Here is a 23,402-nt window from a genome sequence, read left to right as displayed (position 1 = left end):
AGATCGGCAACAGTGCCGTGTCAGGGCTACCGGGGGAAACAAATGAGTACGCGGTACGTCCGGATTGCCGCAATGGTGGCCGCAGTTACTTTTGCGGCTTCGTGCAGCGGTGGACAGAACCCGGATGATCCGATGCAGACCCCCGCCTTTCCCGACACCAATGTTCCGGTAGCCGAGACCCTCGACGGCCGTCTGGGACAGGCTCAGGTGGCTGCGCTCGGGCGTGGTGCGGACGTCTCCATCGCCATCCTCGACCGCTCCTCGGACAAGTACCTCGACGTCGCCGGTGACCAGCAGATCGAAACAGCCTCGGTGGCAAAACTTTTCATCGCCGAGGATCTACTTCATCAGGATGCGCGCGGTGAGCGACCCATCACGGACGACGATCGCACCCTCATGGCGGCGATGCTCGAATCCTCCGACGACACCGCAGCCAACCTCCTGTGGGACGAGGTCGGCGGCCAAGAGGTGATCACCCGCGTCGCCGAGCGTTACGCACTGACCGCGACGACGCCGCCCTGGGACGGAATGTGGTGGAACACCGAGACCACGACACGTGACCTGGTCACCTTCTACAGCGGTGTCCTCGACGACTCCGATCAACTCGGACCTGAACGGGTCGAGCAGTTCGTCGAGTACCTGCGGCAATCCACTCCCGAAGGAACCGACGGTTACGACCAGAGATTCGGCCTGCCCGAGGCCTTGTTCGGCGAGCCCGTCATAGGAGTCAAACAGGGCTGGATGTGCTGTGTCGAGGACAAGTGGATCCATCTGTCCACCGGCATCGTCGGTGACGACAACCGATACATCATCGCGATCGGTTCGCGAGAAGACGTCCAGTACACGGATGAGGACAGCTTCTATCCCGACACCTCGTTCACCGATGCCGTCGACGACGAAAGTGCATTGCACGCACGCGACACGGTCACCGGCGTCACGCAGATTCTCTTCCCGAGCGGAAGCATCGACGACTGGGCAGCGGCATCCACGACCGCGGATTCGGCGATGCCCGAAGCTTCCGGGCCCTGATTCGATCCAACGCGGTCGTGTTCGTCCTCAAGCCTGCTTGTACTCGAGCACCGAACCGATGACACGGTCCTGTTGCTCGAACGTGAGCATGGGCCACAGCGGCAGTCGAAGGATCGACGCGGAGAACTCGGCACTACGCACGCACGGCTGCGGTGTTCGTCCGTAGCGCACACCGGCCGCACTCGTATCGAGCGGAACGTAGTGGAACGGCGCCACGATTCCGTCACCGGCAAGGTGCCGAATCAAGCCGTCACGGCTCTCTTCGGTCGGCATCTTGAGATAGAACAGGTGCGCAGTGTGCTCGCGATCATCGGGCACCGCCATGGGCACGACACCGTTCGCGGCCGCCCACTCGCCCAGACTCACGCTGTAGGCATCCCAGACGCGATGCCTGGCCGCCTGAATCGCGTCGAACTCGGAGAGTTGTGCGTCGAGGACGGCGGCATTGAGTTCACTGGGCAGATAACTCGACCCGATGTCCTGCCACGAATACTTGTCGACCTGCCCGCGCAGGAAACGCGCACGGTCGGTCCCCTTCTCACGGATGATTTCGGCGCGAGTCATCAACTGATCGTCGGAGAGCAACAGCGCGCCGCCCTCACCGCAGTGAACGTTCTTGGTGTCGTGAAAACTCTGCGTTCCGATTGTTCCGATGGTGCCGAGCGAGCGCCCGCGCCACTTTCCGCCGAGTCCGTGAGCGTTGTCTTCGATCAACGCAACGCCGTGGAGTTCCGCGAGGTCGAGGAGAGGTTCCATGTCCGCGGCGACTCCGCCGTAATGCATGACCAGTACAGCTTTGGTGCGTTCGGTGATCGCCGCCGCGACGCACGCCGGGTCGATGTTGCCGGTACTCGGATCGATGTCGACGAAAACAACAGTGGCCCCGCGCAACGCGACGGCGGTCGCCGCCGAACTGAACGCGAAGCTCGGAACTATTACCTCGTCGCCCGGGCCCAATTCGAGCAGCAGCGCACCCAATTCGAGTGCATGCGTGCACGAGGTGGTCAGCAGAGCATGCGTGGATCCGGTGATCGCCTTGAGCGCTGCAGTCGCGGACTTGGTGAAACGTCCGTCACCGTGAATGTGGTCGGACTCCAGAACCGTTGCCAGATTCGACAATTCGTTCGATGCCCGATAGGGGCGGGAGAAGATGATGCGATCAGTGCTCACGACTACGCCGATCGATCGAGGTTCCGGGCCGCGGGGAGTCGACAGTCAGATACAGCGGCTTTCCGACAAGGACGTGCAGTGCCACACCGAGATATTCGGCAATGAGTCCGAGCGAGAACAGGATCGCACCCGAACAGACCAACAGCGCCATGATGATCGACGCCCATCCTTCGGGATCATTGTTGTCGCCGGTCATGGCCCCGATGAAGATCACCGCGGCCATGATCACGCCGGCCGACGCCAGGGTGACTCCGAGCAGGCTGACCAGCCGCAGACCGCGTGTTCCGCTACACAACACCATCTTCCAGAACAACGAGAACAAACGGCGGTAGTTGTACCCGGATTCTTCGCGGCCTTCGGCTCGAAGTGTCACCGGCGCCGTGGCCGTGTTACCGACAACCCACGTCAGCGCAACGTCCAGATACACGCCGTTGGCCGCGACGCCGGCCAACTGTCGGCCGATGTCACCGCGGATCAGGCGATAACTTTCGAATCTCGTCGAATCAGGGAACGCGAATACCGTCGCCAAGACGATCTTTGCGCCGCGCGAGGTCAGGTTCCGCAAGAATCCGTGCGGGCGTGTGTTCGTGGGTTTGGAATACACGAGATCGGATCGCTCCGTCAGCACGGTGTCGAGGAAAGCCCCGATGTGCACCGGGTCGTGCTGGCCGTCCTCGTCCATCGTCACGATCCACTGTCCAGTTGCAGCGGCCATGCCGGCGATGGTCGCCGCGTCCTGGCCGTAGTTGCGGCTGAGCCACACGACACGCACCTGCTCGAAACGGCGCTCCAATTCGAGTAACACGACGTCGGAGCGATCCGGGCCGTTGTCGTGAACCAGCACGATCTCGTCGACGGAGAACTGCGCACCACCGGGCGTCGCACTCGGTGTGCCCAGGCCGTCCAACTCCTCGACGAGCGCCGTGATCGTCTTTTCGCCCTGATAAACGGGCACTACGACGGAAATCGAGTGCACTCGCTTCCACTCCCTTCAGGGGGCTCGACTGGCGCCGAGAGACAGGCACGATCGGGCCCACACCGTCGCGAACTTTAACACGCAGAGATGTCTTGACTTCGGATGCCGGCGGCGCGTGACGCGCTCGCGTCTCCGCACGCCCCACCTGCCCTGTTAAGGTCTGGAACTCGTGGTGGAAACTCGCACTCTCGCCCGGGCAGACGTGTACAAGTGGGGCGCCGTCACGGCGATCGGTGTCATCGCCGGTTATCTGGCCGTGGTGCTCGCGAATGCTCGTCACTTCTACACCGACGACACCGAGTCCCAATACGCGCCGCTGTGGGTCATGCTCGGCCGCAGTCTGCGAGAAGGACACCTCCCGGTGCTCGTCCCCGAGAACTGGATGGCGGGCAACTACGCGATCGAGGAAGCAGGCCTTCTCAATCCACCGCAACTCCTGATCGACCTGATCGCACCGTCCTTCGACAACCTGGCGTTGTACGCGACGATCGTGAAGTTGATCTTCGCGATCATCCTTGCACTCGGCGTCTATCGGATCTGCCTCGAGTACGGCTCGAAGCCCACGTGGGCTGCCGTCGCCGGCGTCTCGATTCCGTTCACCGGTTTCCTGCTGTTCTTCGACTCGGCCAGTTGGATGACTGCCTTCACCGGCACTGCCTGGATGGTTCAGGCGTGGGCGTCGGCAATCCGCTACGCCCGAGGTAAGAGCGGTCCGATCCCGACCTTCGTGTTCTTGTATCTCGCGATGTCGGTCCAATATGTTTTCCCCGCAGTCGAATCCGGCTTGATGATCGGCGCGGTCGCAATCGGCGAAGTTGTCTATCAGCGGCGTTGGCTGCCGTCACTGCGGCTTCTGGCGGTGTCCGCGTGTGCCGCTCTGGCCGGTCTCGCGACGTATCTGCCGAGCCTGCTCACCGCGGACGTCACCTGGCGCGGTGCATCCGAAGTCAAGAACGATGCATTCCTCGCCGTCCCGTGGTCGGAATCGCTGAACGCGAGCCTGCCGAGCACGATGCCCGCGTTCACCTCGTGGTGGGGATACATCCAGACCATGCCCATGGTCTACATCGCCTGGTTCCTCATACCCGCCCTGGCATTCATCGACTGGGGCAAGGCACGCGCCGCGGCACGCGAATTGACCGCCGTCGGGATCTTCACGGTCGCCGTCCTCATGTGGACTGCCGGGCCGAGCACGATCGGCCCACTGCGGTGGCCCGCGCGCGTACTTCCGATGGTGGCCATCGGACTCCTGCTTCTGGTGTGCATCCTGCTCGGGCGTTACGCCACGACCGACAAGTTGCGCGGGCGCTGCGTTGCAGCGGGAATCCTCGTGGGCCTGCTTCTGATTCGGTCAGCCTCGGCAGCTCCCGGGCTCGCGAAATGGCATGTGATCTCGGCCCTGCTCGTTGCCGCACTCGGCGCCGCGATGGTCTGGCTCGGCCGTACCAAGGGCACTGCTTTCGCATGCCTCGTAGCGATCGTCGCGGTCTCCCCCATCGCCTACGCCCAGGTTCGGGCCGCGCAACCAACCCCGATGAGCTGGAACCTGCCCGAATCCCGCTCGGAGATGAAAGAGGCCTTCCCCGACTTCGAAGGCACGACACTGCAACTGGGCGACCGTGCACTCATCGCACCCGGGGACAAAACCCTCGACGGAGCGTACGGTTCCCTGGCTTTCGGCAACTACCCCAAAGACCTCGAACTGACCTACACCAGCGGCTACACCCCCAACGGGCACTTCTACTTCGGTGATCTGCTCTGCATGCGCTGGGACATGAGCGTCTGCCCCGACGCCTTTCGGCGCGCATTCACCGTCGAACCCACCACCGGCCGCACCATCGTCGACCTGATGAACGTGGACCGCGTCGTACTTCAGAACGCTCTCTACCCCGATGCACGCAAGAACCCGGCTCCCGACGGATGGAAATGGGTCGACTACCCCGGACACGAGAACTACATCTCGGTACTCGAACGCGTCGACGGCCCCGTCTCGACACGCAACGGACGCATCGCCGACGCCCACGGCGTCGAGGCTACGTCGATCGCGGAATCGAACATGTCGAGCACCCTTCGTGTCAGTTCGGAGACCGGCGGCAAGGTTGTGTTCGCACGGCTCGGCTGGCCCGGATATCGGGCAAGCATCGACGGTCAGCCTGTCCCGATCGACGTCGTCGCGAAGTCCTTTGTCACCGTGGACATTCCCGCCGGGACGAAGGACGCAGAGCTTGTCCTGACGTGGCGTCCCCCGGGATGGAAGGTCGGCGGCGCTTCGATGGTCGCCGGAGTCCTCGGACTCGGCGTGCTCGAGTGGATGTACCTGCGGACCCGACGCAAGGACGGGATCAACACCGTGAAAACCGAGTCTTCATGACCGAAGACATCGCATCACCCGAGAATCCCGGCCCACTGCTTCGGGTGGTCAAGCATCAACCCATCGCATTTGCCATTGTCGGAGTGGCTAATACGGCGATCGGATACGTGCTCTTCGTGATCTGGACACTGATCCTCGACAACAAGGATCTGTATCAAGTGGCTGTGATCGGCGCGTACTCCATCAGCGTCCTCATCGCTTTCGTTCTGCATCGGACTCTCGTTTTCCGCGTCCGCGGACATGTGGCACGCGACCTGGGAGCGTTCATCGTCGTCAATTCCGGTGGCCTGGTGCTGAATCTGATACTCGGAACAATCGCGGTGTCGATTCTGCATGCCCCGCCGCTTCCCGCCCAGGCGGTTGTCATGCTGATCGTCGCCGGTGTGAGCTTCTTCGGTCATCGATACTTCTCGTTCCGCCGCAAACCTGCCGAACGACACTGACCTTCTACGATTCGCGGGGTAACGCTCGATCCACCGCCGCCTCGACGATCGTCCGAATATCTTCCTCTCCGAACAGGTCCGGCAATGTGAGTCGATCCAGTGCGAGCCAGTTCAGCGACAAATAGAGCAGGCGAACGGTCATCGCATCACCCGGCACGCCCGACGCCAGATGATTGGCTACGTTCAGATCGAAGTCTTCTCGGATGCGGACGGTCAGCACCGCTCGCAGGTCCGGTCGACGCGTCGCCTCCAGTCGCAACTCCATGAGTGCGAGGAAACCCGTTCCGAACGAGGTGACGCGCTCGACCACGTCGAGCATGAGCGTCACCAGGCGCTCACGATCGGTGCCGTTGACGGGATCGATCATCCCTTCGAGGTCCTCCGGAATCAGTCGCTCGTAGATCCGGCCACCCGCTTGAGTGAGCAGCTCGTCGCGATTGGAGAAGTAGTTCGACGCTGTCCCGTTCGGCACTGCTGCCTGGGCGTCGACGGCTCGAAACGTCAAGCCTCGAGCACCCTCTCGGGCCAACACCTCGATTGCCGCGTCGATCAGGGCAAGCCGGCGTTCCGGGTTCTTTCGCACTTGACATCACTCCTGACACGACCCTAAGTTAAACCACTACAAACATAGTACTACGAACGGAGCGTTATATGCGAAAGCTTGTGTACTACGTGGGAGCTTCCCTCGACGGATACATCGCGGGGCCTGGTGGCGAATTCGATTTCCTCCCGGTCTCCGAACAGATCACGGCCTGGATATGCGATCGATATCCTGAAACCGTGCCAACGCATGTGCGGCCCGCTCTCGGAATCGAGGACGCTCCCAACAAGACCTTCGACACGGTCGTCATGGGCCGCGGCTCCTACGAGCCCGGGCTGGCCGCCGGAGTGAAAAGCCCCTTCGCGCACCTGCGTCAGTTCGTCGTCTCCACAACCATCCCTGACGCCGAGGATCCCCCCGTCACCATCGTTCGCGCCGATCCGCTTGGGGTAGTCAGATCTCTCAAAGAGGAAGAAGGACAATATATCTGGCTGTGCGGCGGCGGAACTCTCGCCGGCGAACTACTACCAGAGATCGACGAGTTGATCATCAAGAGGTATCCGGTAGTCGCCGGCGCAGGCATACCGATGATCAGAGGTAACTTCGAGCCGACACTGTTCACACCGACTGCAACCGAATCGCTCGACGACGGCGCAAGCATCACCTGGTTGAAGCGAAATACCTAAGGAAGTAGATCCGGTCGACGCTCGGCCGTGCGCTGCAGCGACTGCTCATGGCGCCACGCTTTGATCTTCGCGTGATCACCGGAGAGAAGCACCGGCGGAACTTCGAGGTCGCGCCACACAGCCGGGCGAGTGTAGCTAGGCCCTTCGAGAAGGCCGTCGGAAAACGAATCCTCTTGGTGTGAAAGCTGATTGCCGAGAACGCCGGGCATCAGTCGCACGACAGCCTCGACCATCACCAGCACGGCTGCTTCGCCGCCGATCAGGACGTAATCGCCGATGCTGACTTCTTCGACTCTGACCCGCTTGGCGGCGTCGTCGAAAACCCGTTGATCGATACCTTCGTATCGGCCGCAGGCGAAGACGAGGTGCTTGGCGTTGGACCAGCGGTGCGCGGTCTCCTGGGTGAACGGAACGCCGGCGGGAGTGGGCACCACCAGAATGGTCTCGGCATCATCGGGGCCGGAAGAATCGGAGCGCCCGATCACGTCGTCCAGTGCCGGGCCCCATACGGTGGGTTTCATGACCATGCCGGGTCCGCCGCCATACGGGGAATCGTCGACGGCTTTGTGCACGTCATGGGTCCACGACCGAAGATCGTGGACGTCGACCGAGATCAAGCCACGTTCGATTGCCTTGCCCAGCAAGGCAGCACGAAGCGGTTCGAGATACTCGGGAAAGATGGTGACTACATCGAGACGCATGACAAACGATCAGTCGTTGTCTGAGTTCGAATTGTCGCTGTTCGACTTGTCGCCGAAGTCCGGGTCGAGCAGTCCCTCGGGAGGCTCGATCACCACGACACCGTCGGCGATCGACACCGAGGTGACGATGGCTGCGACAAACGGGATCAGCAATTCACCGGACGTCTCACCGGCGCGGCGAATAGAGAGCAATTCGCCTGCGGCGGAATGCAATACCTCGATGACCGAACCGATCTCGGTGCCGTCCGTGAGGACGACCTTCAGTCCTTCGAGTTCGTGATCGTAGAACTCGTCCGGATCATCCGAAGGCTCGAGTTCGGAGCTGTCGATGACAAACAGTGTGCCGCGCAACGCATCTGCGTCGCCACGGTCACTGACGCCTTCGAGGCGCAGCAGAAGCCGCCCGGAATGATCCCGGGCGGCTTCCACTGTGTACGACTTCAGTGTGGACTCGCGCGGCTTGCGCCCACGCAGCACGGAACCTACGGCAAAACGATCTTCGGGCTCGTCTGTACGAACCTCGACTACCAATTCACCTTTGATGCCATGCGACTTCGCGACACGACCGACTACGAGTTCCACCTGTTTACTGCCGTCTACTGATCGGTGTCGACGACATCAACACGGATACCGCGGCCACCGATGCCGGAGACCAAGGTCCGCAGAGCGGTCGCAGTGCGACCACCCCGACCGATGACCTTGCCGAGATCGTCTGGGTGCACGTGCACCTCGACGGTCCGTCCCCGACGTCCGGTGATCAGCTCGACGCGCACATCGTCGGGATTGGCGACGATGCCACGCACGAGATGCTCTACCGCATCAGCGACGACGGCACTCACTTGTCAGCAGCCTCGGCGTCTGCAGCGGGAGCCTCGGCGTCAGCCGCGGTGTCTTCTGCCTTGGCCTCGTCAGCCTTTGCAGCCTTCTTCTTCTTGGGGGTGATTGCTTCTGCAACCGGCTCGTTCTCGGCCTGCGCGAGCGCAGCCTGGAAGAGCTCGAGCTTGGTGGGCTTGGCTTCCTTGACGCGCAGGGTGCCTTCGGTGCCCGGCAGGCCCTTGAACTTCTGCCAGTCACCGGTGATCTTGAGGAGTGCCTCGACGGGCTCGGTGGGCTGTGCGCCCACGGACAGCCAGTACTGAGCACGCTCGGAATCGATGTCGATCAGCGAGGGCTCTTCCTTGGGGTGGTACTTGCCGATGGTCTCGATCGCACGGCCGTCACGACGGGTGCGCGAGTCGGCGATGACAACGCGGTACTGAGCGTTGCGGATCTTGCCGAGGCGGGTGAGCTTGATTTTGACAGCCACAGCTGCAGTTCTCCTTCAGCGCGCACAACAGTGCTGCGCATGTCACGTGCAATTCAGCGACCCACACGATTTGTGAGCCCGGTTTTGCCTCTATCCTGTGACCGTCGCAGCGGTACGTAACCGGTTGCGACGAACAATGGTCCATTGTGCCAGATGGGTGGGCTCGTTCGGAAACCACCCTGTGCGCGCTTCGAGAGTGCGGGGACTCCCTAACCACTCACGGGGGTTCCGCGGAGGATCACACGCATCGGCTTCGCGAGCACATCGGGGTTTCCGCGCGGATCTTCGGAATAAACCACCAGGTCGGCGGGCGCTCCTTCTTCGATCCCCTGCGCACCCAGCCAACTCCGCGCGTCCCAGCAGGCTGCGCCCAGCGCCTGATGCGCCGTCAAACCGGCAACTTCGAGTTCGGCGATCTCGTCGGCGATCCGCCCGTGCCTGATCGATCCGCCGGCATCCGTTCCGGCATAGATCGGAATCCCGGCCTCGTGAGCGGCACCGATCGTCCGATGTCGACGAGCGTGCAGATCCCGCATGTGCGCCGCGTAGATCGGATACCGCGTGGCAGAGTCCGCGATCTCGGGGAAAGTTGCGATGTTGATCAGCGTCGGAACCAAGGCCGTGCCGTGAGCGACCATCAACTCGATGGTCGCGTCCGTCAATCCGGTGCCGTGCTCGATGCAGTCGATGCCGGCGTTGATCAGGCCGGGCAGAGCATCCTCGGCAAAGACGTGAGCGGTGACCCTTGCGCCTTCGGCATGGGCGGCAGCGATGGCCTCGACCAGAATCTCGTCGCTCCACAACGGGGCGAGGTCACCGATGGAACGATCGATCCAGTCCCCGACGAGCTTGACCCAACCGTCACCGGCGCGTGCCTGACGCACCACCTCGGCCGGCAACTGAGATTCGTCGTCCAGGTCGACCGGCAGGCCCGGGATGTACCGCTTCGGTGCTGCGATGTGCTGGCCTGCGCGAATGATCCGCGGCAGATCGAGGCGCTCGTCGATGAACCTGGTGTCGACCGGCGATCCGGCGTCGCGGAGCAACAGCACGCCCGCGTCACGTTCGGTCTTCGCCTGCCCCAGCAAGCCGTCGACGGTTTCGCCCCCGCCACCGCCGTAGCGGATACCGACGTGACAGTGCGCATCCACGAGACCCGGTGTGATCCAACCCGATTCGACGATCGTCTCCGCACCGGACACCGGCTCGAAGGAAATCAGCCCGTCGACGATCCACAATTCGATAGGCTCGGCATCGGGCAGACCGATACCCCGCAGATGAAGCGCAGCCACCGACTACTTCTTGGGCAGCTTGAGCTGGGAGAGATCGATGCCTTCCAGTCCGGGCGGCAACTGATCGAGACCCTTGGGCATGTTCGACAGGTCGGGCATACCGGCCGGCATTCCGCCGGGCATACCCGGGAATCCGCCCATGCCGGGGAATCCTCCGCGCATCTTGGGCTGCGTCGGGCCCTTGCCGCCCTTCTTGCCCTTCTTGCCCTTCTTGCTGCGAACCTGCTTACGCGCGCCGGGCATACCCATACGGCCGGCCATGGCAGCCATCATCTTGCGGGCTTCGAAGAAACGGTCCACCAACTGGTTGACGTCGGAAACCTTGACGCCCGAACCGTTCGCGATGCGCAGTCTGCGTGAGGCGTTGATGATCTTCGGATCGTCGCGCTCGGCCGGCGTCATACCGCGGATGATGGCCTGAATGCGATCGAGTTGCTTCTCGTCGACGTTGGCAAGCGCGTCCTTCATGCCGCCTGCACCCGGCAACATACCGAGGAGGTTGCCGATCGGGCCCATCTTGCGGACGGCCATCATCTGATCGAGGAAGTCTTCGAGGGTGAGCTGACCGGAACCGATCTTCGCTGCGGTCGCTTCGGCCTGATCGGCGTCGAACACCTGCTCGGCCTGCTCGATGAGGCTCAGGACGTCGCCCATGCCGAGGATCCGGCTGGCCATGCGATCGGGATGGAAGACGTCGAAGTCTTCGAGCTTCTCGCCGGTGGACGCGAAGAGGATCGGCTGGCCGGTGACCTCGCGGACGCTCAGCGCGGCACCACCGCGGGCGTCGCCGTCGAGCTTGGTGAGGACGACACCGGTGATGCCGACTCCCTCACGGAAAGCGTCGGCCGTGCTGACCGCGTCCTGACCGATCATGGCGTCGAGGACGAAGATGGTCTCGTCCGGGTTGACGGCGTCACGGATACCGGCGGCCTGCGCCATCAGCTCCGAGTCGATACCGAGGCGACCGGCGGTGTCGACGATCACGACGTCGTAATGCTTGTTGCGTGCTTCTTCGACGCCGGCGCGGGCGACCTCGACGGGGTCGGCTGCGGAAACGCCCAGTGCGTTCTCGCCGCCGCCGATGGAGGTGCCGGGGTGCGGCGCGAAGACTGCGGCGCCTGCACGCTCACCGACGATCTGAAGCTGAGTGACGGCGCCGGGACGCTGAAGGTCACAGGCGACGAGGAGGGGCGTGTGCCCCTGATCCTTGAGCCACTTGGCCAACTTTCCGGCCAGCGTGGTCTTACCGGAACCCTGCAGACCGGCCAACATGATGACCGTCGGCGGCGTCTTGGCGAACTGCAGTCGACGAGTTTCGCCGCCGAGAACCTCGACCAGTTCTTCGTTGACGATCTTGACGACCTGCTGAGCCGGGTTCAGTGCACCCGAGACCTCGGCGCCCTTGGCGCGTTCCTTGATCTTGGCGATGAAGCTGCGCACTACGGGAAGCGCGACGTCGGCCTCGAGCAGGGCAAGGCGGATCTCGCGGGCCGTAGCGTCGATGTCGGCGCCGGACAGACGACCCTTGCCACGCAGATCCTTGAGAGATCCGGTCAATCTGTCGGAAAGGGATTCGAACACCGAGTGCGCTCCTGAAGGTCGTGCGAGTTAGCCGTGGATATTCTCGGGCACCAGCCTAGCCGCTACGCCCGCACCGATCCCAGCCGATGCGGGCGTAACTGCCGAAACCGGTCCGTCAATCCTCTTTCTTCTTGGGTTGTGGCACCGGAACCACCGCCAGCACCGCCTCCTCGACGCGCTCTCGCGCCGCGCGGGTATCGGCCTCACCGAAGTCGAGGCAGAACGCGTCGACCACCGAGGAACCCAAGGTGGCGACCTTCGCCCACCGGATGTCGGCTCCACTGTGTTCGAGTGCTGCGGCCAGTCGGCAGAGCAGGCCGACGCGGTCCTCGGTACGCAATTCGAGGATCGCCTGACCGTCACCGGGCGCGTCGAACCAGATGACCCGCGGTGGCGCCTGCGCATAGAGCACTGGAACCGCAGAATCCTTGTTGGTCTGGATCGGGTCGTCCCACTGCTCTGCCCGTGCCTCCTCGTCCTTCGCGTCGAGAAGTTCGAGCAAATTCAGTTCACCGGCCGAAGCCCGGATCAATTCCTGCCGGAGCAGCACCGCCTGCGGGGGTGTGCCGAACCTCGGCGTCACGACAAACGAGTTGACCGCCGAACCTGCATGCGACCCCAGCGATGCGGAATGCACCCGCAAGGACTGCAGCGCCAGAACTCCGGCAGCCCGAGACAGCAGCCCGGGAGCGTCGGGCGCGATGACGGTCACGACGTAGGTGTGCGCATTCTCGGCCGGAACGAGCGAGACGTGAACCCCGCCCTCCTCGGCGATGGCCAATTGCTCGGGAGCGAGTGGATCGGGTTGCGGGAGCTCCTCCCCTGCCATCAGCAAACGACAACGACGCACCAGCTCGCCGATCAACGACGACTTCCAGTCGCCCCAGACACCAGGCCCGGTGGCCAGCGAATCCGCTTCCGCCAACGAATGCAGGAGATCGAGAAGGGTCCCGTCTCCCTCGAGTGCGTCGACCACTCGCTGCACCGTTGCCGGATCGTCGAGGTCGCGACGGGTGGCGGTTTCCGGCAACAGCAAGTGGTAGCGCACCATCGCCGTCAACGTCGCGACGTCGGAAGGCCAGAGTCCCAAGCGATTTCCGATCGCGGTGGCCAATTCGGCACCGACGACGCTGTGGTCTCCCCCTCGCCCCTTCCCGATGTCGTGGATCAACGCACCGAGCATGAGCAGATCCGGCCGAGCGACGCGAGTGGTGAATCCGCTTGCATACGCGGCGGTTTCGACCAGGTGCCGATCCACCGTCCACGTGTGGACGGCGTCGCGCGGCGGAAGATCGCGAATGGTCCCCCACTCCGGCAGGAGTCGACCCCAGAGCCCGGTCCGGTCCATCGCCTCGATCACCGGAACCGCACGCGATCCCGAACCCAGCACGACCAAGAGATCGTTGACTGCATTTTTCGGCCACGGCTCACGCAATTCGGGGGCATTGTCGGCCAGGCGATTGAGCGTCGACGCGGAGATCGGCATGCCGTTGGTGGCCGCCGCTGCCGCGACCCGCATCACCAGACCGGGATCCTTCTTCGGTCTCGCATCGCGCGCCAGAACTACTTCGCCGGCATGCTCGACGACGCCCTCGTCCAGTGGCCGTCGCACCGGCGCGCGACGCAGCCGCGACAAACCACGCCGGGGCAAGGAGTTTCCGGCGGTACGGATACCGACGTCGACCGAATAGCTGATGGTGCGCGCCGATTCGCTGAGAAGTCGCGCCAGATCGAAGCGATCACCGATCCGTAGCGCCGCACCGATCTCGTCGGCGTCCTGTGCTCGCAGTTGGTCGCGGGCGCGACCGGCAACGCGGTGAAGTTCGGTGCGCACGTCGAGCAACCGCCTGTGCGCAAGTGCCAGACCGCCGCCGGGCGAGTTGGGTCCCAGCCCCGGCATCCCGTCGGTCAATTGCGCGATGGACAGGGCGTTGAGCAGTTGGACGTCTCGCAGCCCGCCACGACCGCTCTTGAGATCCGGTTCGGCGCGATGGGCGATCTCGCCGCTGCGCTCCCACCTCGTACGGGTCTGGGTGATCAATTCGTCGAATCGGCTGCGGATGTCCATGCGCCACTGTCGTCGGACACCACTGATCAACAGGTTGCTCAGCTCCACGTCGCCGGCAATGTGGCGTGCTTCGAGCATTCCGAGTGCTGCCGTCATGTCGGTGGCCGCAACCTGAAGCGCCTGCGGAAGCGTCCGCACGCTGTGGTCGAGTTTGATGTGCGCGTCCCACAGCGGGTACCACAGGCTGTCCGCGACCTGGGCCACGACCGCCGGGTCCATGTCGTCGTGCAGCAGAATCAGATCGAGATCGGAATACGGCAGCAGTTCGCGTCGGCCGAGACCACCCACGGCGACGATGGCAAACCCACAATCCGGTTTGATGCCCAGTTCGGTCCCCTTGGTGGTCAACCAGAATTCGTGCAGATCGACCAGTGCATGTCGCAGCGCGGGGGCGTCGAGCCTCCTGTTCTTGACGCCTCCGGTGAGTAGGGCCTTGCGTGCGCGGGCCAGGTCCGCAGCTTCGTCGGATCCCCCTGACGAGACCGGCCCTGGCCCCGTCGCTTTCGCGACGGAACCAGGGCCGAAGTTCTCGGACCCTTTCGGGTCAGAGTGCATCGCCACCGCGTTCCCCGGTGCGAACCCGGATGACCGACTCGACTGGCGAGACCCACACCTTGCCGTCACCGATCTTGCCGGTTCGAGCGGCCTCGACGATCACCTCGACCACCTTGTCAACGGCCGCGTCGTCGACGACGACCTCGACCCGGACCTTGGGTACGAAGTCCACGGAGTACTCCGCGCCTCGGTACACCTCGGTGTGGCCCTTCTGTCGGCCGTAGCCCTGAACTTCGCTGACTGTCATACCCAGCACTCCGGCCTGCTCGAGTCCGGTCTTGACGTCCTCGAGCGTGAACGGCTTGACGATTGCTGTGATCAGCTTCATGTGCTCATCCCTTTCCAAACTCTGAAGTGCCTGAATTCACTTTAATCACGTGCTGATCACGCGAGGTCGTATGCGGTCTCTGCGTGTTCGGTCTCATCGATGCCGCGTGCCTCGTCCTCGGCCGAGATTCGCCAGCCCAGGGGCTTGAGTGCGAAGCCGATGATCGTCGTCAGAACGCCGGTGAAGACGAGTGCTGCGAGTGCGATCACGATCTGAACCACCAGTTGCTTGTAGTCGCCGCCGTAGAAGAGGCCGGTTGCGGTGCCGAAGAATCCGATACCGATCGTGCCCCACAGGCCGGAGACAAGGTGAACACCGACGACGTCGAGCGAGTCGTCGAAGCCGAAGCGGAACTTCAGGCCGACTGCGAGAGCGGACAGGATGCCGGCTACTGCGCCGAGGAAGATGGAACCGACCGGGTTGAGCGCACCGGCAGCAGGGGTGATGGCGACCAGACCGGCGACCGCACCGGAAGCTGCGCCGAGGCTGGTGGCGTGGCCGTCACGAATACGCTCGGTAGCGAGCCAGGCCAGGACTGCGGCACACGTCGCGGTGGTCGTGTTGACCCAGGCGAGACCGGCGTTACCGTCGGCGGCGAATGCCGAGCCGGCGTTGAAGCCGAACCAACCGAACCAGAGGAGTGCGGCGCCGAGCATCACGAAGGGCAGGTTGTGCGGACGGAAGGCGGTCTTGCCGAAGCCGAGACGCTTGCCGACGATGAGTGCGAGGACCAGACCGGCCATACCCGCGTTGATGTGAACGACTGTGCCACCGGCGAAGTCGATCGGAGCGACGTTGGCGACGGTGACTCCGTCGTCGTTGACCGTGGTGCCGAAGAGCTTTGCCGCGATGCCGTCCTCGGAGCCCGAGAGGAGTCCGCCGCCCCACACCATGTGTGCGAGCGGGAAGTAGACGACGGTGACCCAGATACCCGAGAACAGGAGCCAGGTGCCGAACTTGACCCGCTCGGCCAGGGCACCACTGATGAGGGCGGTGGTGATGATCGCGAACGTCACCTGGAACGCGATGTCGATGACGTTGGGGTAGCCCCAGGCGCCGGCGATGAAGTTGCCGTCAGCATCGGTGATGCTGTTCTTGAGGCCGAAGAACTCGAACGGGTTGGCAAAAATGCCCCCGATGTTCTCGGTGCCGTAGGACATCGACCATCCCCACAGAACGTAGATGACGCCGATGACGGCCATGGCCCCGAAGGACATCATCATCATGTTCAGGACGGACTTGGACCGAGACATCCCGCCGTAGAAGAAAGCGAGGCCGGGTGTCATCAGCAAGACCAGAGATGCAGCCATCAGCATCCATGCGGCGTTACCGGAGTTCGCCAACAAATCGTCGGTACTCACTTACTACCTCCTAGTCGCACGTGCCGGGCAGCACGTCGTTAAGGAGAAGAGTGCTGGGCTGGTGTTTCGTCCATGGCGCTGTCGCGTTTCGCAGACGTGAACCAATTGCCCAACTTTGTTGCAAACAGGTTTCGCCAGGGAGTTCTACCGACCCTGTGCGCCTTTTTGGTAGTTCGCGCTACCAAAAAGGCGCACGGGGGCGTCAGCCCAGGAGGGCGTCGACGAACGCACCCGGCTCGAAGGGCGCCAGGTCGTCGGCACCTTCACCGAGACCGACCAACTTCACCGGCACACCCAGTTCATGCTGAACCTGGAAGACGATTCCGCCCTTGGCGGTTCCGTCCAGCTTGGTCAGTACGACGCCGGTGATGTCCACGACCTCCGCGAACACTCGAGCCTGCGCCAGTCCGTTCTGGCCGACCGTCGCATCGAGAACCAGCAGAACGTCGTCGACCGAGGCCTTCTTCTCGATAACCCGCTTGACCTTGCCGAGCTCGTCCATCAGACCGGTCTTGGTGTGCAGACGGCCGGCGGTGTCGATCAGGACCACGTCGACGCCGTCCGCGATGCCCCGTGAGACGGCGTCGAAGGCAATCGCAGCGGGATCGCCACCCTCCTTGCCACGAACAACTTCAGCGCCGACACGCTCGGCCCACGTCTGGAGCTGATCGGCGGCGGCGGCGCGGAACGTGTCCGCGGCACCGAGCACTACGCGACGACCGTCGGCGACGAGCACGCGAGCCAGCTTGCCGGTGGTCGTTGTCTTGCCGGTCCCGTTGACGCCGACGACGAGCAGAACAGCCGGGTGATCATCGTGCGGCAATGCGCGGATGGAGCGGTCCAGTTCGGGACGCAGTTCGGCGATCAACACCTCGCGCAGAAGGGCGCGGGCGGCAGCCTCGGTCCGGACGCTGCGGGCCGCCATCTGCTCACGAAGCTTCGTGACGACTTTTTCCGTGGTCGCGGAGCCGAGGTCTGCGATGAGGAGGGTGTCCTCGACTTCTTCCCACGAATCCTCGTCCAGATCGCCGCCACCGAGCAGACCCAGCAAGCTCTTGCCGACTGCTGACTGCGAGCGGGAAAGGCGCCCGCGCAATCGGTCCAGCCGACCCTCGGTCGGGTCGATCTCGTCCAGCACGCGCGGTGCAGGCTCGACTGGCGCGGGAACGACGACGGGCTCGGGTACGACAACGGGCTCGGGAACGGCAACAGGTTCTTCGACGACCGGTTCTGCTACCGGCGCCTCTTCTACTACCTGCTCTTCGACAACCGGTTCCTCGACGACAGCGGGTTCTTCGACAACCGGCTCCTCGACGACGGCCGGCTTCTCTGCAACCGGTTCTTCGACGATCGGTTTTTCGACGACAGGTTCTTCGACGACGGGCGGCTTCTCGGCGACCGGAGGTGTCGGAACCACCGGAGGTGGCGCCGTTGCCGTCGAGCCTTGACTGAAGTTGAACCCGCCGCCGGCCCTGTAGCCGCCTGACTTGTCCTTCTCGGGGGCGCCGAGCTCCGGCTTCGTCTCGGGTGCCTTCAGCGATACCTGCCCCTTGCGGTAGCGCAGGAATCCGGCAACGAGAACGACGAGTAGTACGGCCGCTACAGCCGCGATGATGATCCAAGCCTGGGTAGTCACCGGCCCATTGTTTCAGGCTCCGACCCGGAAAGTGAGCAGGGCTTACGTCGAGGCCATGTCTTGACCGCGAAGTCGCTGCGAAATCACGGTGGTGATGCCGTCGCCGCGCATGCTGACGCCGTACAACGCATCGGCGATTTCCATCGTCGGTTTCTGGTGAGTGATCACGATCAACTGCGACTTCTCCCGCAATTGTTCGAAGAGTCCGATCAGCCGCCGCAGGTTGGTGTCGTCCAACGCCGCCTCGACTTCGTCCATCACGTAGAACGGGGACGGGCGTGCCCGGAAGATCGCGACCAGCATGGCCACCGCGGTCAACGACTTCTCGCCGCCCGACAGCAACGACAACCGCTTGACCTTCTTACCGGGCGGACGCGCCTCGACTTCGATGCCGGTGGTGAGCATGTCCGAGGGATCGGTAAGGACCAGCCGCCCTTCTCCCCCGGGGAACAATTTCTCGAACACTCCCACGAACTCACGCTCGACGTCGGCATAGGCCTCGGTGAACACCTGCAGTATTCGTGCGTCGACGTCTGCGACCACAGCAAGAAGGTCCTTGCGTGCGGTCTTGACGTCCTCGAGCTGAGTGGAGAGGAAGGTGTACCGCTCCTCGAGAGCTGCGAATTCTTCGAGCGCCAGCGGATTGACCTTGCCGAGGGTGGCGAGGTCCTTCTCGGCCCGCTTGGCGCGCCGTTCCTGAGTCGCGCGGTCGTACGGAAGCGGAGCGGGCGCGGTGACCTGCTCCCCACGCTCCTTGGCCTGCTCGTACTCCTCGACTTCGAGAGCGGTCGGCGGCAGTTCGACCTCGGGCCCGTACTCGGCGATCAGATCGTCGAGGCCGATACCGTACTGATCGAGGATCGACTCCTCGAGTTGTTCGATGCGCAGCGCTGCCTGTGCCTTCGCTACCTCGTCGCGGTGGACGGCGTCGGTGAGCGAAGCGAGTTGTCCGGTCAGTGCTCGGACTATCTCGCGGACCTGATCCAGCTTGGCCGTGCACTCGGTGCGGGCCCGAGCCAACTCGTCGCGGTGAGCAAGAGCCGCGGCGACGACGGTCTCGAGTTCGGCCGCCACGCGCTGTCCCGACTCGGCGACGGCAGCTGCAACTTCCGCAGCGTGCGCTCTGGCGCGCAGAGCCCGCTCGGCGCGAATCCGCGCTTCTCGTTCCGCGGCGGCCGCACGCCGAAGCGAATCGGCCTTTCCGCGTACGGATTCCGCACGCTCTTCGGCGGTGCGCACGGCAAGGCGAGCATCCATTTCGACGATGCGCACTTCGGCGAGCGCTGCTGCGGCCATTTCGCGATCGGCAGCGGTCGATTCCGCACCGTGTCCCGGTGCACTGCCGTCGGTTTCGGCGACGCGCAGACGTTCCTCCAGATCCGCGAGCTTTGTCAGCGACTCACCGCGGCCCTCCTCGGCACGCACTCGCTGGGCGGTCAACCGCTCGGATTCCGCGTGGGCGACTCGTGCTGCCTGCCCCAATCTGCCCAACTGCTCGTAGATGGCGGACATGGCGGCGTCCGACTCGTTGAGCGCTGCCAAAGTTTGCTCCGCGGTCTCGCGTCGAGCGGCCTGTTCGGCCAGAGCGCCGGACAGCGCAGCGTCGAGTTCCTCGGATCGGCTCTCCGTTGCCGCCAGTTCCGCTGCTGACGCGTCGATCGCCGCCTGCACCTCGAGCGTGCTCGGTTGCCGATCCGAGCCACCGATCATCCACCCCGAACCGTGCAGATCGCCAGAACGCGTCACTGCGCGAATTCCCTTGTGGTCAGCAACAACTCGAATCGCGTCATCGAGAGTCTCGACCAGGACGACGCCATCGAGGATGGCGGTCAATCCGGCACGCAACTCGTCAGGGCAGTCGATGACGTCGACGGCCGGACGACTACCCGGCGCGATCTCGGCCTCGCGCTTGATCGCCGGTTCACCGCTCACGATCAGTGATGCACGTCCACCGTCCTGATCGGCCAGTGCTGTGACAGCCGAGCGAGCAGAGTCCAGCGACTGCGCCACGACGGCGTCTGCTGCCGGCCCCATCGCGGCAGCGATCGCGGCCTCGTAGCCGGGTTCGACGTGAATCAATCCGACCAGCGAGGTGATGCCGTCGTCGCCGCGGTGTTCGAGCAGCCAGCCGCCACCGTCCTTGCGCTGCAAACCCATCGACAGTGCCTCGATGCGCGCCCGGAGCGAAGCGATGCGTTGCCCGCTCGTTTTTTCTTCCTCACGAAGCTCTTCGACGCGCGCGTCGATCATCTCGAGAGCCTCGATGGCGCGTTCGTGATTGGTATCGAGGCCGACTTCACCGGCGTCGAGGTCCCCGATGCTTTCTTGCACCGTGTCGAACTCGGCCTGTGCGGCATCGCCACGCAGACGAGCCTCGTCGATCGCGTCGGTCAGCCGAGACACTTCCGCGTCGACGGATTCGACGCGGGTACGCAGAGTGTCGACCTGACCGGAGAGTCGAGCAAGACCTTCACGGCGGTCGGCGACGGCACGAACTTCCGCCATGTGCGCCCGTTCCGCTTCTGCTGCAGCATCTTCGGTGGCTGCGAGCTGGTCCCGAGCAGCTTCCGACGCCGCTCGCGCGATTTCGACGCCTTCGAGGAGTTCGGCCTCCTCGGCAGCAAGACGTTCGGCGCGCGCCTCCATCTCGTCCGGGTCCTGGCCGCGGTTGCCGACAGGTTCGGAGTCGAGATGACGCGCACGCTCGCGGGCGATGCGCACGGTGGCGTTGACGCGTTCGGCAAGCGCGGAAAGCTGGAACCAACTCTGCGCAGCGGCTTCCGATCCCGGAGTCAGACGAGCGAGAGCTTGCTCCTGGCGCCCGAGTTCGAGGTTGGCCTCGTCGAGCGCAGCCGCCACCTGGTTGTGCTGTTCACGGGCCGCTTTCTCGTCCTGCGCCTGGTCGTTCAATTGGTTTCGACGGGTCACCAGATCGTCAGCAGCCAGACGCATCTTTGCATCACGCAGGTCAGCCTGGACCGTCTGTGCTCGCCGAGCAACCTCGGCTTGGCGTCCCAGCGGTTTGAGTTGCCGACGCAGTTCCGCGGTGAGGTCACTGAGGCGAGCAAGATTGGCCTGCATGGAATCGAGTTTGCGCACCGCTTTTTCCTTGCGGCGGCGATGTTTGAGGACTCCCGCGGCTTCTTCGATGAAGGCGCGTCGATCTTCGGGACGGGATTCGAGGATCGCGGCGAGCCGTCCCTGCCCGACGATGACATGCATTTCGCGGCCGATGCCGGAGTCGCTGAGCAGTTCCTGGACGTCCATCAGACGGCAGGACGAGCCGTTGATCTCGTACTCCCCCGCGCCGTCGCGGAACATCCGGCGCGTGATCGACACCTCGGAGTACTCGATCGGGAGCGCCCCGTCGGCGTTGTCGATGGTCAAGGTCACCTCGGCGCGGCCCAGCGGCGCGCGGCCGGAGGTGCCGGCAAAGATGACATCTTCCATCTTGCCGCCGCGCAGGGCCTTGGCGCCCTGCTCGCCCATCACCCAGGTCAACGCATCGACGACGTTGGATTTACCCGAGCCGTTCGGGCCGACCACACAGGTAATTCCCGGCTCGAACCGAAGAGTCGTTGCCGACGCAAAGGATTTGAATCCCTTGAGTGTCAGACTCTTGAGGTGCATGGGGGGAAACTTTACCGCCAAACAGGTCAGCGTTCGACGAACCCTGTCAGGTCGCCCCTGGCGGTGTCCCAGCTGTCGACCACGAGATCCACCGTGCCCGGGGTAGTGCCGGAGCGCAGCAGCTCCACCAATCGCTCGAGCTGCGTGCGTTGGCCTTCCGCCACGACGAGCACTCGACCGTCACGCTGATTGGACGCATATCCGATCAATCCGAGTTCGAGAGCGCGGGCCCTGGTCCACCACCGGAACCCGACGCCTTGAACGTATCCGTGAACCCACGCCGTCAACCGCACAGGCGCTGCTTCAGCCATGACGCTCAGCCCGCCACACGTTCGAGACGGTGAACGTCACCCAGGAATCCGGTGGTGTAGAGCGCGTTGGGATCCCAGCCCGGTCCGGCGCCGAACTTGACCGCAGATGTGAACGGCAGACCCGAGGCGATCTCACACGAAGATCCCGAATCCGGATCGACGCGAACAACTTTGCCGCCGGCATTGAATGCGACGTACAACGCGCCGTCCGGTCCGACGGTCAGATCGTCCGCCATGTTTGCCGGACCGAACCCGGGGAGCGTGATCGTTCGCACCGGCCCGCCCAGATCGTCTGCGTCGAGGATGTGGACGGCGGTGACCATGTCGAAGGTCGTGCTCACGTAGATCGTCGAACCGGAGCGTGCGAGGCCGTCGACGGTGCCGAGGTCTTCACGAACGATCGAACTGCTTCCGTCACTGTTGACGACCGTGAGCCCCGGCCTGGCGAGTGTGCGGGCAGTGAGGAAACGGTTATCGTCCAGCTGCACAAGCCCGTTCGGCATCACCAGACCGTCGGCGATCGTTGTCACCGACCCGTCTGCGACGTCGACCTTGCGGAGGCTGCCGTCGGCGATTCCGAACAGTCCCGAGACAGTCGAGTTGCCCGTGGTGAAGTACACGGATCCCTCACGCGCGACCAGACCGCCAGGTCCGGTGACGTCACCGACCAAAGTTGTCCGTGTTCCGTCCGGCGCCACTTTCAGCAGTGCACCCGGCCCGATCAGAGCCGACTGCGACAACACCATCGATCCGTTGCCGTCGAATTCGAGGTTCTCGAGCATTCCGGCACCAGTCGTCACGACGCTCGACGTCCATGTGCCGCAACTACCGGCCGAGCCGTCGGCCGGGACCGAGGCCTGCGCTGGAGCACTCAGCGCCACAACGGAACCCAGTGCGATCGCAGCGACAACGCTGCCGGCGCGGAACATCAGGCTTCCGTGTCGAACGACAGAGTGACCTTGGTTCCGGCCTTGAGCGTGCGCCCGACCGTGCATACCTTGTCCACGGAACGCTCGACGAGAGTGATGAGGCGCTGCTGTGCCTCGGCATCCAACTCGCTGAGATCGAGCTCGAGGACCTCGTCGAGCTGCGGGTAGACTTCGTTTTCACGATCGGCGGCTCCGGACACTCGGACCGTCGCGTCGTAGTTGTCACCGAGCCGGCGCGAGATCGGGAAGTCGGAGCTCATCCCCGTGCATGCGGCCAGTGCAATTTTGAGGAGTTCGCCGGGCGTGAAGACTCCTGGCACCGATTCGGAGCCGATGAGAACCTCTGCGCCGCGCGAACTCTTGCCGGTGTAGAGGCGGGTTCCGGTTCGTTCGACCCAAAGCTCCGTGTGAGCCGGGGCGGTTGCAGTGGTGTCGGGAGTCTGTTCAGCCATGACGCAATCTTGCCACTCCGCCGAACCGAAGGGGCG

At 63.8% G+C, this 23,402-nt stretch carries 21 protein-coding genes; 4 read left to right on the top strand and 17 right to left on the bottom strand.

Translation table 11 applies throughout. The annotated features are described in order from the left end of the window. The first annotated feature begins 42 nt into the window (after positions 1 to 42). A complete protein-coding gene (locus RHP72_RS12100) occupies positions 43 to 1,029 on the top strand; it encodes a serine hydrolase (RefSeq protein ID WP_007729299.1) in 987 nt (328 codons plus the stop codon). Positions 1,030 to 1,056: 27 nt separating this feature from the next. On the opposite strand, the gene rffA is transcribed toward RHP72_RS12100, so the two are convergent. Beyond that, the gene (gene rffA, locus RHP72_RS12095; protein WP_003942806.1) at positions 1,057 to 2,199 is read right to left on the bottom strand and encodes a dTDP-4-amino-4,6-dideoxygalactose transaminase; all 1,143 of its coding nucleotides are present in this window, start codon (positions 2,197 to 2,199) and stop codon (positions 1,057 to 1,059) included. After that, positions 2,189 to 3,175 carry a glycosyltransferase gene (locus tag RHP72_RS12090; RefSeq protein WP_311094716.1) on the bottom strand — a complete coding sequence of 329 codons (987 nt, stop codon included), beginning with the start codon at positions 3,173 to 3,175 and terminating at the stop codon, positions 2,189 to 2,191. Before RHP72_RS12090 ends, rffA begins: the two co-directional genes overlap by 11 nt. Positions 3,176 to 3,347: 172 nt before the next feature. Between RHP72_RS12090 and RHP72_RS12085 the strand changes: the two genes are divergently transcribed. Further along, the gene (locus RHP72_RS12085) at positions 3,348 to 5,546 is read left to right on the top strand and encodes a hypothetical protein (protein ID WP_070162269.1); all 2,199 of its coding nucleotides are present in this window, start codon (positions 3,348 to 3,350) and stop codon (positions 5,544 to 5,546) included. Beyond that, positions 5,543 to 5,989: a GtrA family protein gene (locus tag RHP72_RS12080; protein ID WP_030535434.1), complete on the top strand. Its 447-nt coding sequence runs from the start codon at positions 5,543 to 5,545 to the stop codon at positions 5,987 to 5,989. Before RHP72_RS12085 ends, RHP72_RS12080 begins: the two co-directional genes overlap by 4 nt. Positions 5,990 to 5,993: 4 nt before the next feature. Here RHP72_RS12080 and RHP72_RS12075 read toward each other — a convergent pair whose 3' ends face one another. Next, complete coding sequence (locus RHP72_RS12075; protein ID WP_311094715.1) at positions 5,994 to 6,572, bottom strand: TetR family transcriptional regulator; 579 nt, start codon at positions 6,570 to 6,572, stop codon at positions 5,994 to 5,996. A 68-nt stretch (positions 6,573 to 6,640) separates the two neighbouring features. Here RHP72_RS12075 and RHP72_RS12070 point away from each other — a divergent pair, with 68 nt between their 5' ends. Beyond that, positions 6,641 to 7,216, top strand: a complete 576-nt coding sequence (locus tag RHP72_RS12070; RefSeq protein WP_063316583.1) for a dihydrofolate reductase family protein — start codon at positions 6,641 to 6,643, stop codon at positions 7,214 to 7,216. On the opposite strand, the gene trmD is transcribed toward RHP72_RS12070, so the two are convergent. The 14 genes from trmD to RHP72_RS12000 form a co-directional block, all read right to left on the bottom strand. Continuing rightward, positions 7,213 to 7,917, bottom strand: a complete 705-nt coding sequence (gene trmD / locus RHP72_RS12065; RefSeq protein WP_003942745.1) for a tRNA (guanosine(37)-N1)-methyltransferase TrmD — start codon at positions 7,915 to 7,917, stop codon at positions 7,213 to 7,215. The genes RHP72_RS12070 and trmD overlap by 4 nt on opposite strands. A gap of 9 nt (positions 7,918 to 7,926) precedes the next feature. Beyond that, entirely contained in the window at positions 7,927 to 8,499 is a 573-nt protein-coding gene (rimM, locus tag RHP72_RS12060) for a ribosome maturation factor RimM (protein WP_042450816.1), read from the bottom strand. A gap of 14 nt (positions 8,500 to 8,513) precedes the next feature. After that, positions 8,514 to 8,756 (bottom strand): RNA-binding protein, encoded by a 243-nt coding sequence (locus tag RHP72_RS12055; RefSeq protein WP_003939023.1) that lies wholly within the window; start codon positions 8,754 to 8,756, stop codon positions 8,514 to 8,516. After that, positions 8,753 to 9,223: a 30S ribosomal protein S16 gene (gene rpsP / locus RHP72_RS12050; RefSeq protein WP_003942818.1), complete on the bottom strand. Its 471-nt coding sequence runs from the start codon at positions 9,221 to 9,223 to the stop codon at positions 8,753 to 8,755. Before rpsP ends, RHP72_RS12055 begins: the two co-directional genes overlap by 4 nt. 209 nt (positions 9,224 to 9,432) lie before the next feature. After that, a complete protein-coding gene (locus RHP72_RS12045; protein WP_050656640.1) occupies positions 9,433 to 10,515 on the bottom strand; it encodes an amidohydrolase family protein in 1,083 nt (360 codons plus the stop codon). 3 nt (positions 10,516 to 10,518) lie between these two features. Then, positions 10,519 to 12,096 (bottom strand): signal recognition particle protein, encoded by a 1,578-nt coding sequence (ffh, locus tag RHP72_RS12040; RefSeq protein ID WP_003942713.1) that lies wholly within the window; start codon positions 12,094 to 12,096, stop codon positions 10,519 to 10,521. Positions 12,097 to 12,211: 115 nt separating this feature from the next. Then, complete coding sequence (locus tag RHP72_RS12035) at positions 12,212 to 14,719, bottom strand: [protein-PII] uridylyltransferase (protein WP_003942689.1); 2,508 nt, start codon at positions 14,717 to 14,719, stop codon at positions 12,212 to 12,214. Beyond that, on the bottom strand, positions 14,709 to 15,047 hold the full coding sequence (locus RHP72_RS12030) for a P-II family nitrogen regulator (RefSeq protein ID WP_003942772.1): 339 nt from the start codon (positions 15,045 to 15,047) through the stop codon (positions 14,709 to 14,711). Before RHP72_RS12030 ends, RHP72_RS12035 begins: the two co-directional genes overlap by 11 nt. 56 nt (positions 15,048 to 15,103) lie before the next feature. After that, entirely contained in the window at positions 15,104 to 16,363 is a 1,260-nt protein-coding gene (locus tag RHP72_RS12025; protein WP_042450902.1) for an ammonium transporter, read from the bottom strand. A gap of 247 nt (positions 16,364 to 16,610) precedes the next feature. Beyond that, positions 16,611 to 18,044, bottom strand: coding sequence for a signal recognition particle-docking protein FtsY (gene ftsY / locus RHP72_RS12020; RefSeq protein ID WP_165638294.1), 1,434 nt, complete (start codon positions 18,042 to 18,044; stop codon positions 16,611 to 16,613). Positions 18,045 to 18,086: 42 nt separating this feature from the next. Further along, positions 18,087 to 21,674, bottom strand: coding sequence for a chromosome segregation protein SMC (gene smc, locus RHP72_RS12015; RefSeq protein WP_311094714.1), 3,588 nt, complete (start codon positions 21,672 to 21,674; stop codon positions 18,087 to 18,089). Between the two features lie 26 nt (positions 21,675 to 21,700). Further along, on the bottom strand, positions 21,701 to 21,985 hold the full coding sequence (locus RHP72_RS12010; protein ID WP_007729313.1) for an acylphosphatase: 285 nt from the start codon (positions 21,983 to 21,985) through the stop codon (positions 21,701 to 21,703). A 5-nt stretch (positions 21,986 to 21,990) separates the two neighbouring features. Then, positions 21,991 to 22,914: an SMP-30/gluconolactonase/LRE family protein gene (locus RHP72_RS12005; protein WP_311094713.1), complete on the bottom strand. Its 924-nt coding sequence runs from the start codon at positions 22,912 to 22,914 to the stop codon at positions 21,991 to 21,993. Further along, entirely contained in the window at positions 22,914 to 23,366 is a 453-nt protein-coding gene (locus tag RHP72_RS12000) for an OsmC family protein (protein WP_003942740.1), read from the bottom strand. The genes RHP72_RS12005 and RHP72_RS12000 overlap by 1 nt, the downstream gene beginning before the upstream one ends. Between the last annotated feature and the right edge of the window lie 36 nt (positions 23,367 to 23,402).

The organism is Rhodococcus sp. SG20037 (assembly GCF_031763325.1).
In the GTDB taxonomy this organism is placed as follows: Bacteria; Actinomycetota; Actinomycetes; order Mycobacteriales; family Mycobacteriaceae; genus Rhodococcus_F; species Rhodococcus_F qingshengii.
This window is presented reverse-complemented; position numbering and strand designations above follow the sequence as displayed.

Coding starts and splice junctions, on each gene's coding strand:
- RHP72_RS12100 (WP_007729299.1), top strand. CDS start 43: ATGAGTACGCGGTACGTCCGGATTGCCGCAATGGTGGCCGCAGTTACT.
- RHP72_RS12080 (WP_030535434.1), top strand. CDS start 5,543: ATGACCGAAGACATCGCATCACCCGAGAATCCCGGCCCACTGCTTCGG.
- RHP72_RS12070 (WP_063316583.1), top strand. CDS start 6,641: ATGCGAAAGCTTGTGTACTACGTGGGAGCTTCCCTCGACGGATACATC.
- trmD (WP_003942745.1), bottom strand. CDS start 7,917: ATGCGTCTCGATGTAGTCACCATCTTTCCCGAGTATCTCGAACCGCTT.
- RHP72_RS12035 (WP_003942689.1), bottom strand. CDS start 14,719: ATGCACTCTGACCCGAAAGGGTCCGAGAACTTCGGCCCTGGTTCCGTC.
- RHP72_RS12030 (WP_003942772.1), bottom strand. CDS start 15,047: ATGAAGCTGATCACAGCAATCGTCAAGCCGTTCACGCTCGAGGACGTC.
- RHP72_RS12025 (WP_042450902.1), bottom strand. CDS start 16,363: ATGCTGATGGCTGCATCTCTGGTCTTGCTGATGACACCCGGCCTCGCT.
- smc (WP_311094714.1), bottom strand. CDS start 21,674: ATGCACCTCAAGAGTCTGACACTCAAGGGATTCAAATCCTTTGCGTCG.
- RHP72_RS12010 (WP_007729313.1), bottom strand. CDS start 21,985: ATGGCTGAAGCAGCGCCTGTGCGGTTGACGGCGTGGGTTCACGGATAC.
- RHP72_RS12005 (WP_311094713.1), bottom strand. CDS start 22,914: ATGTTCCGCGCCGGCAGCGTTGTCGCTGCGATCGCACTGGGTTCCGTT.
- RHP72_RS12000 (WP_003942740.1), bottom strand. CDS start 23,366: ATGGCTGAACAGACTCCCGACACCACTGCAACCGCCCCGGCTCACACG.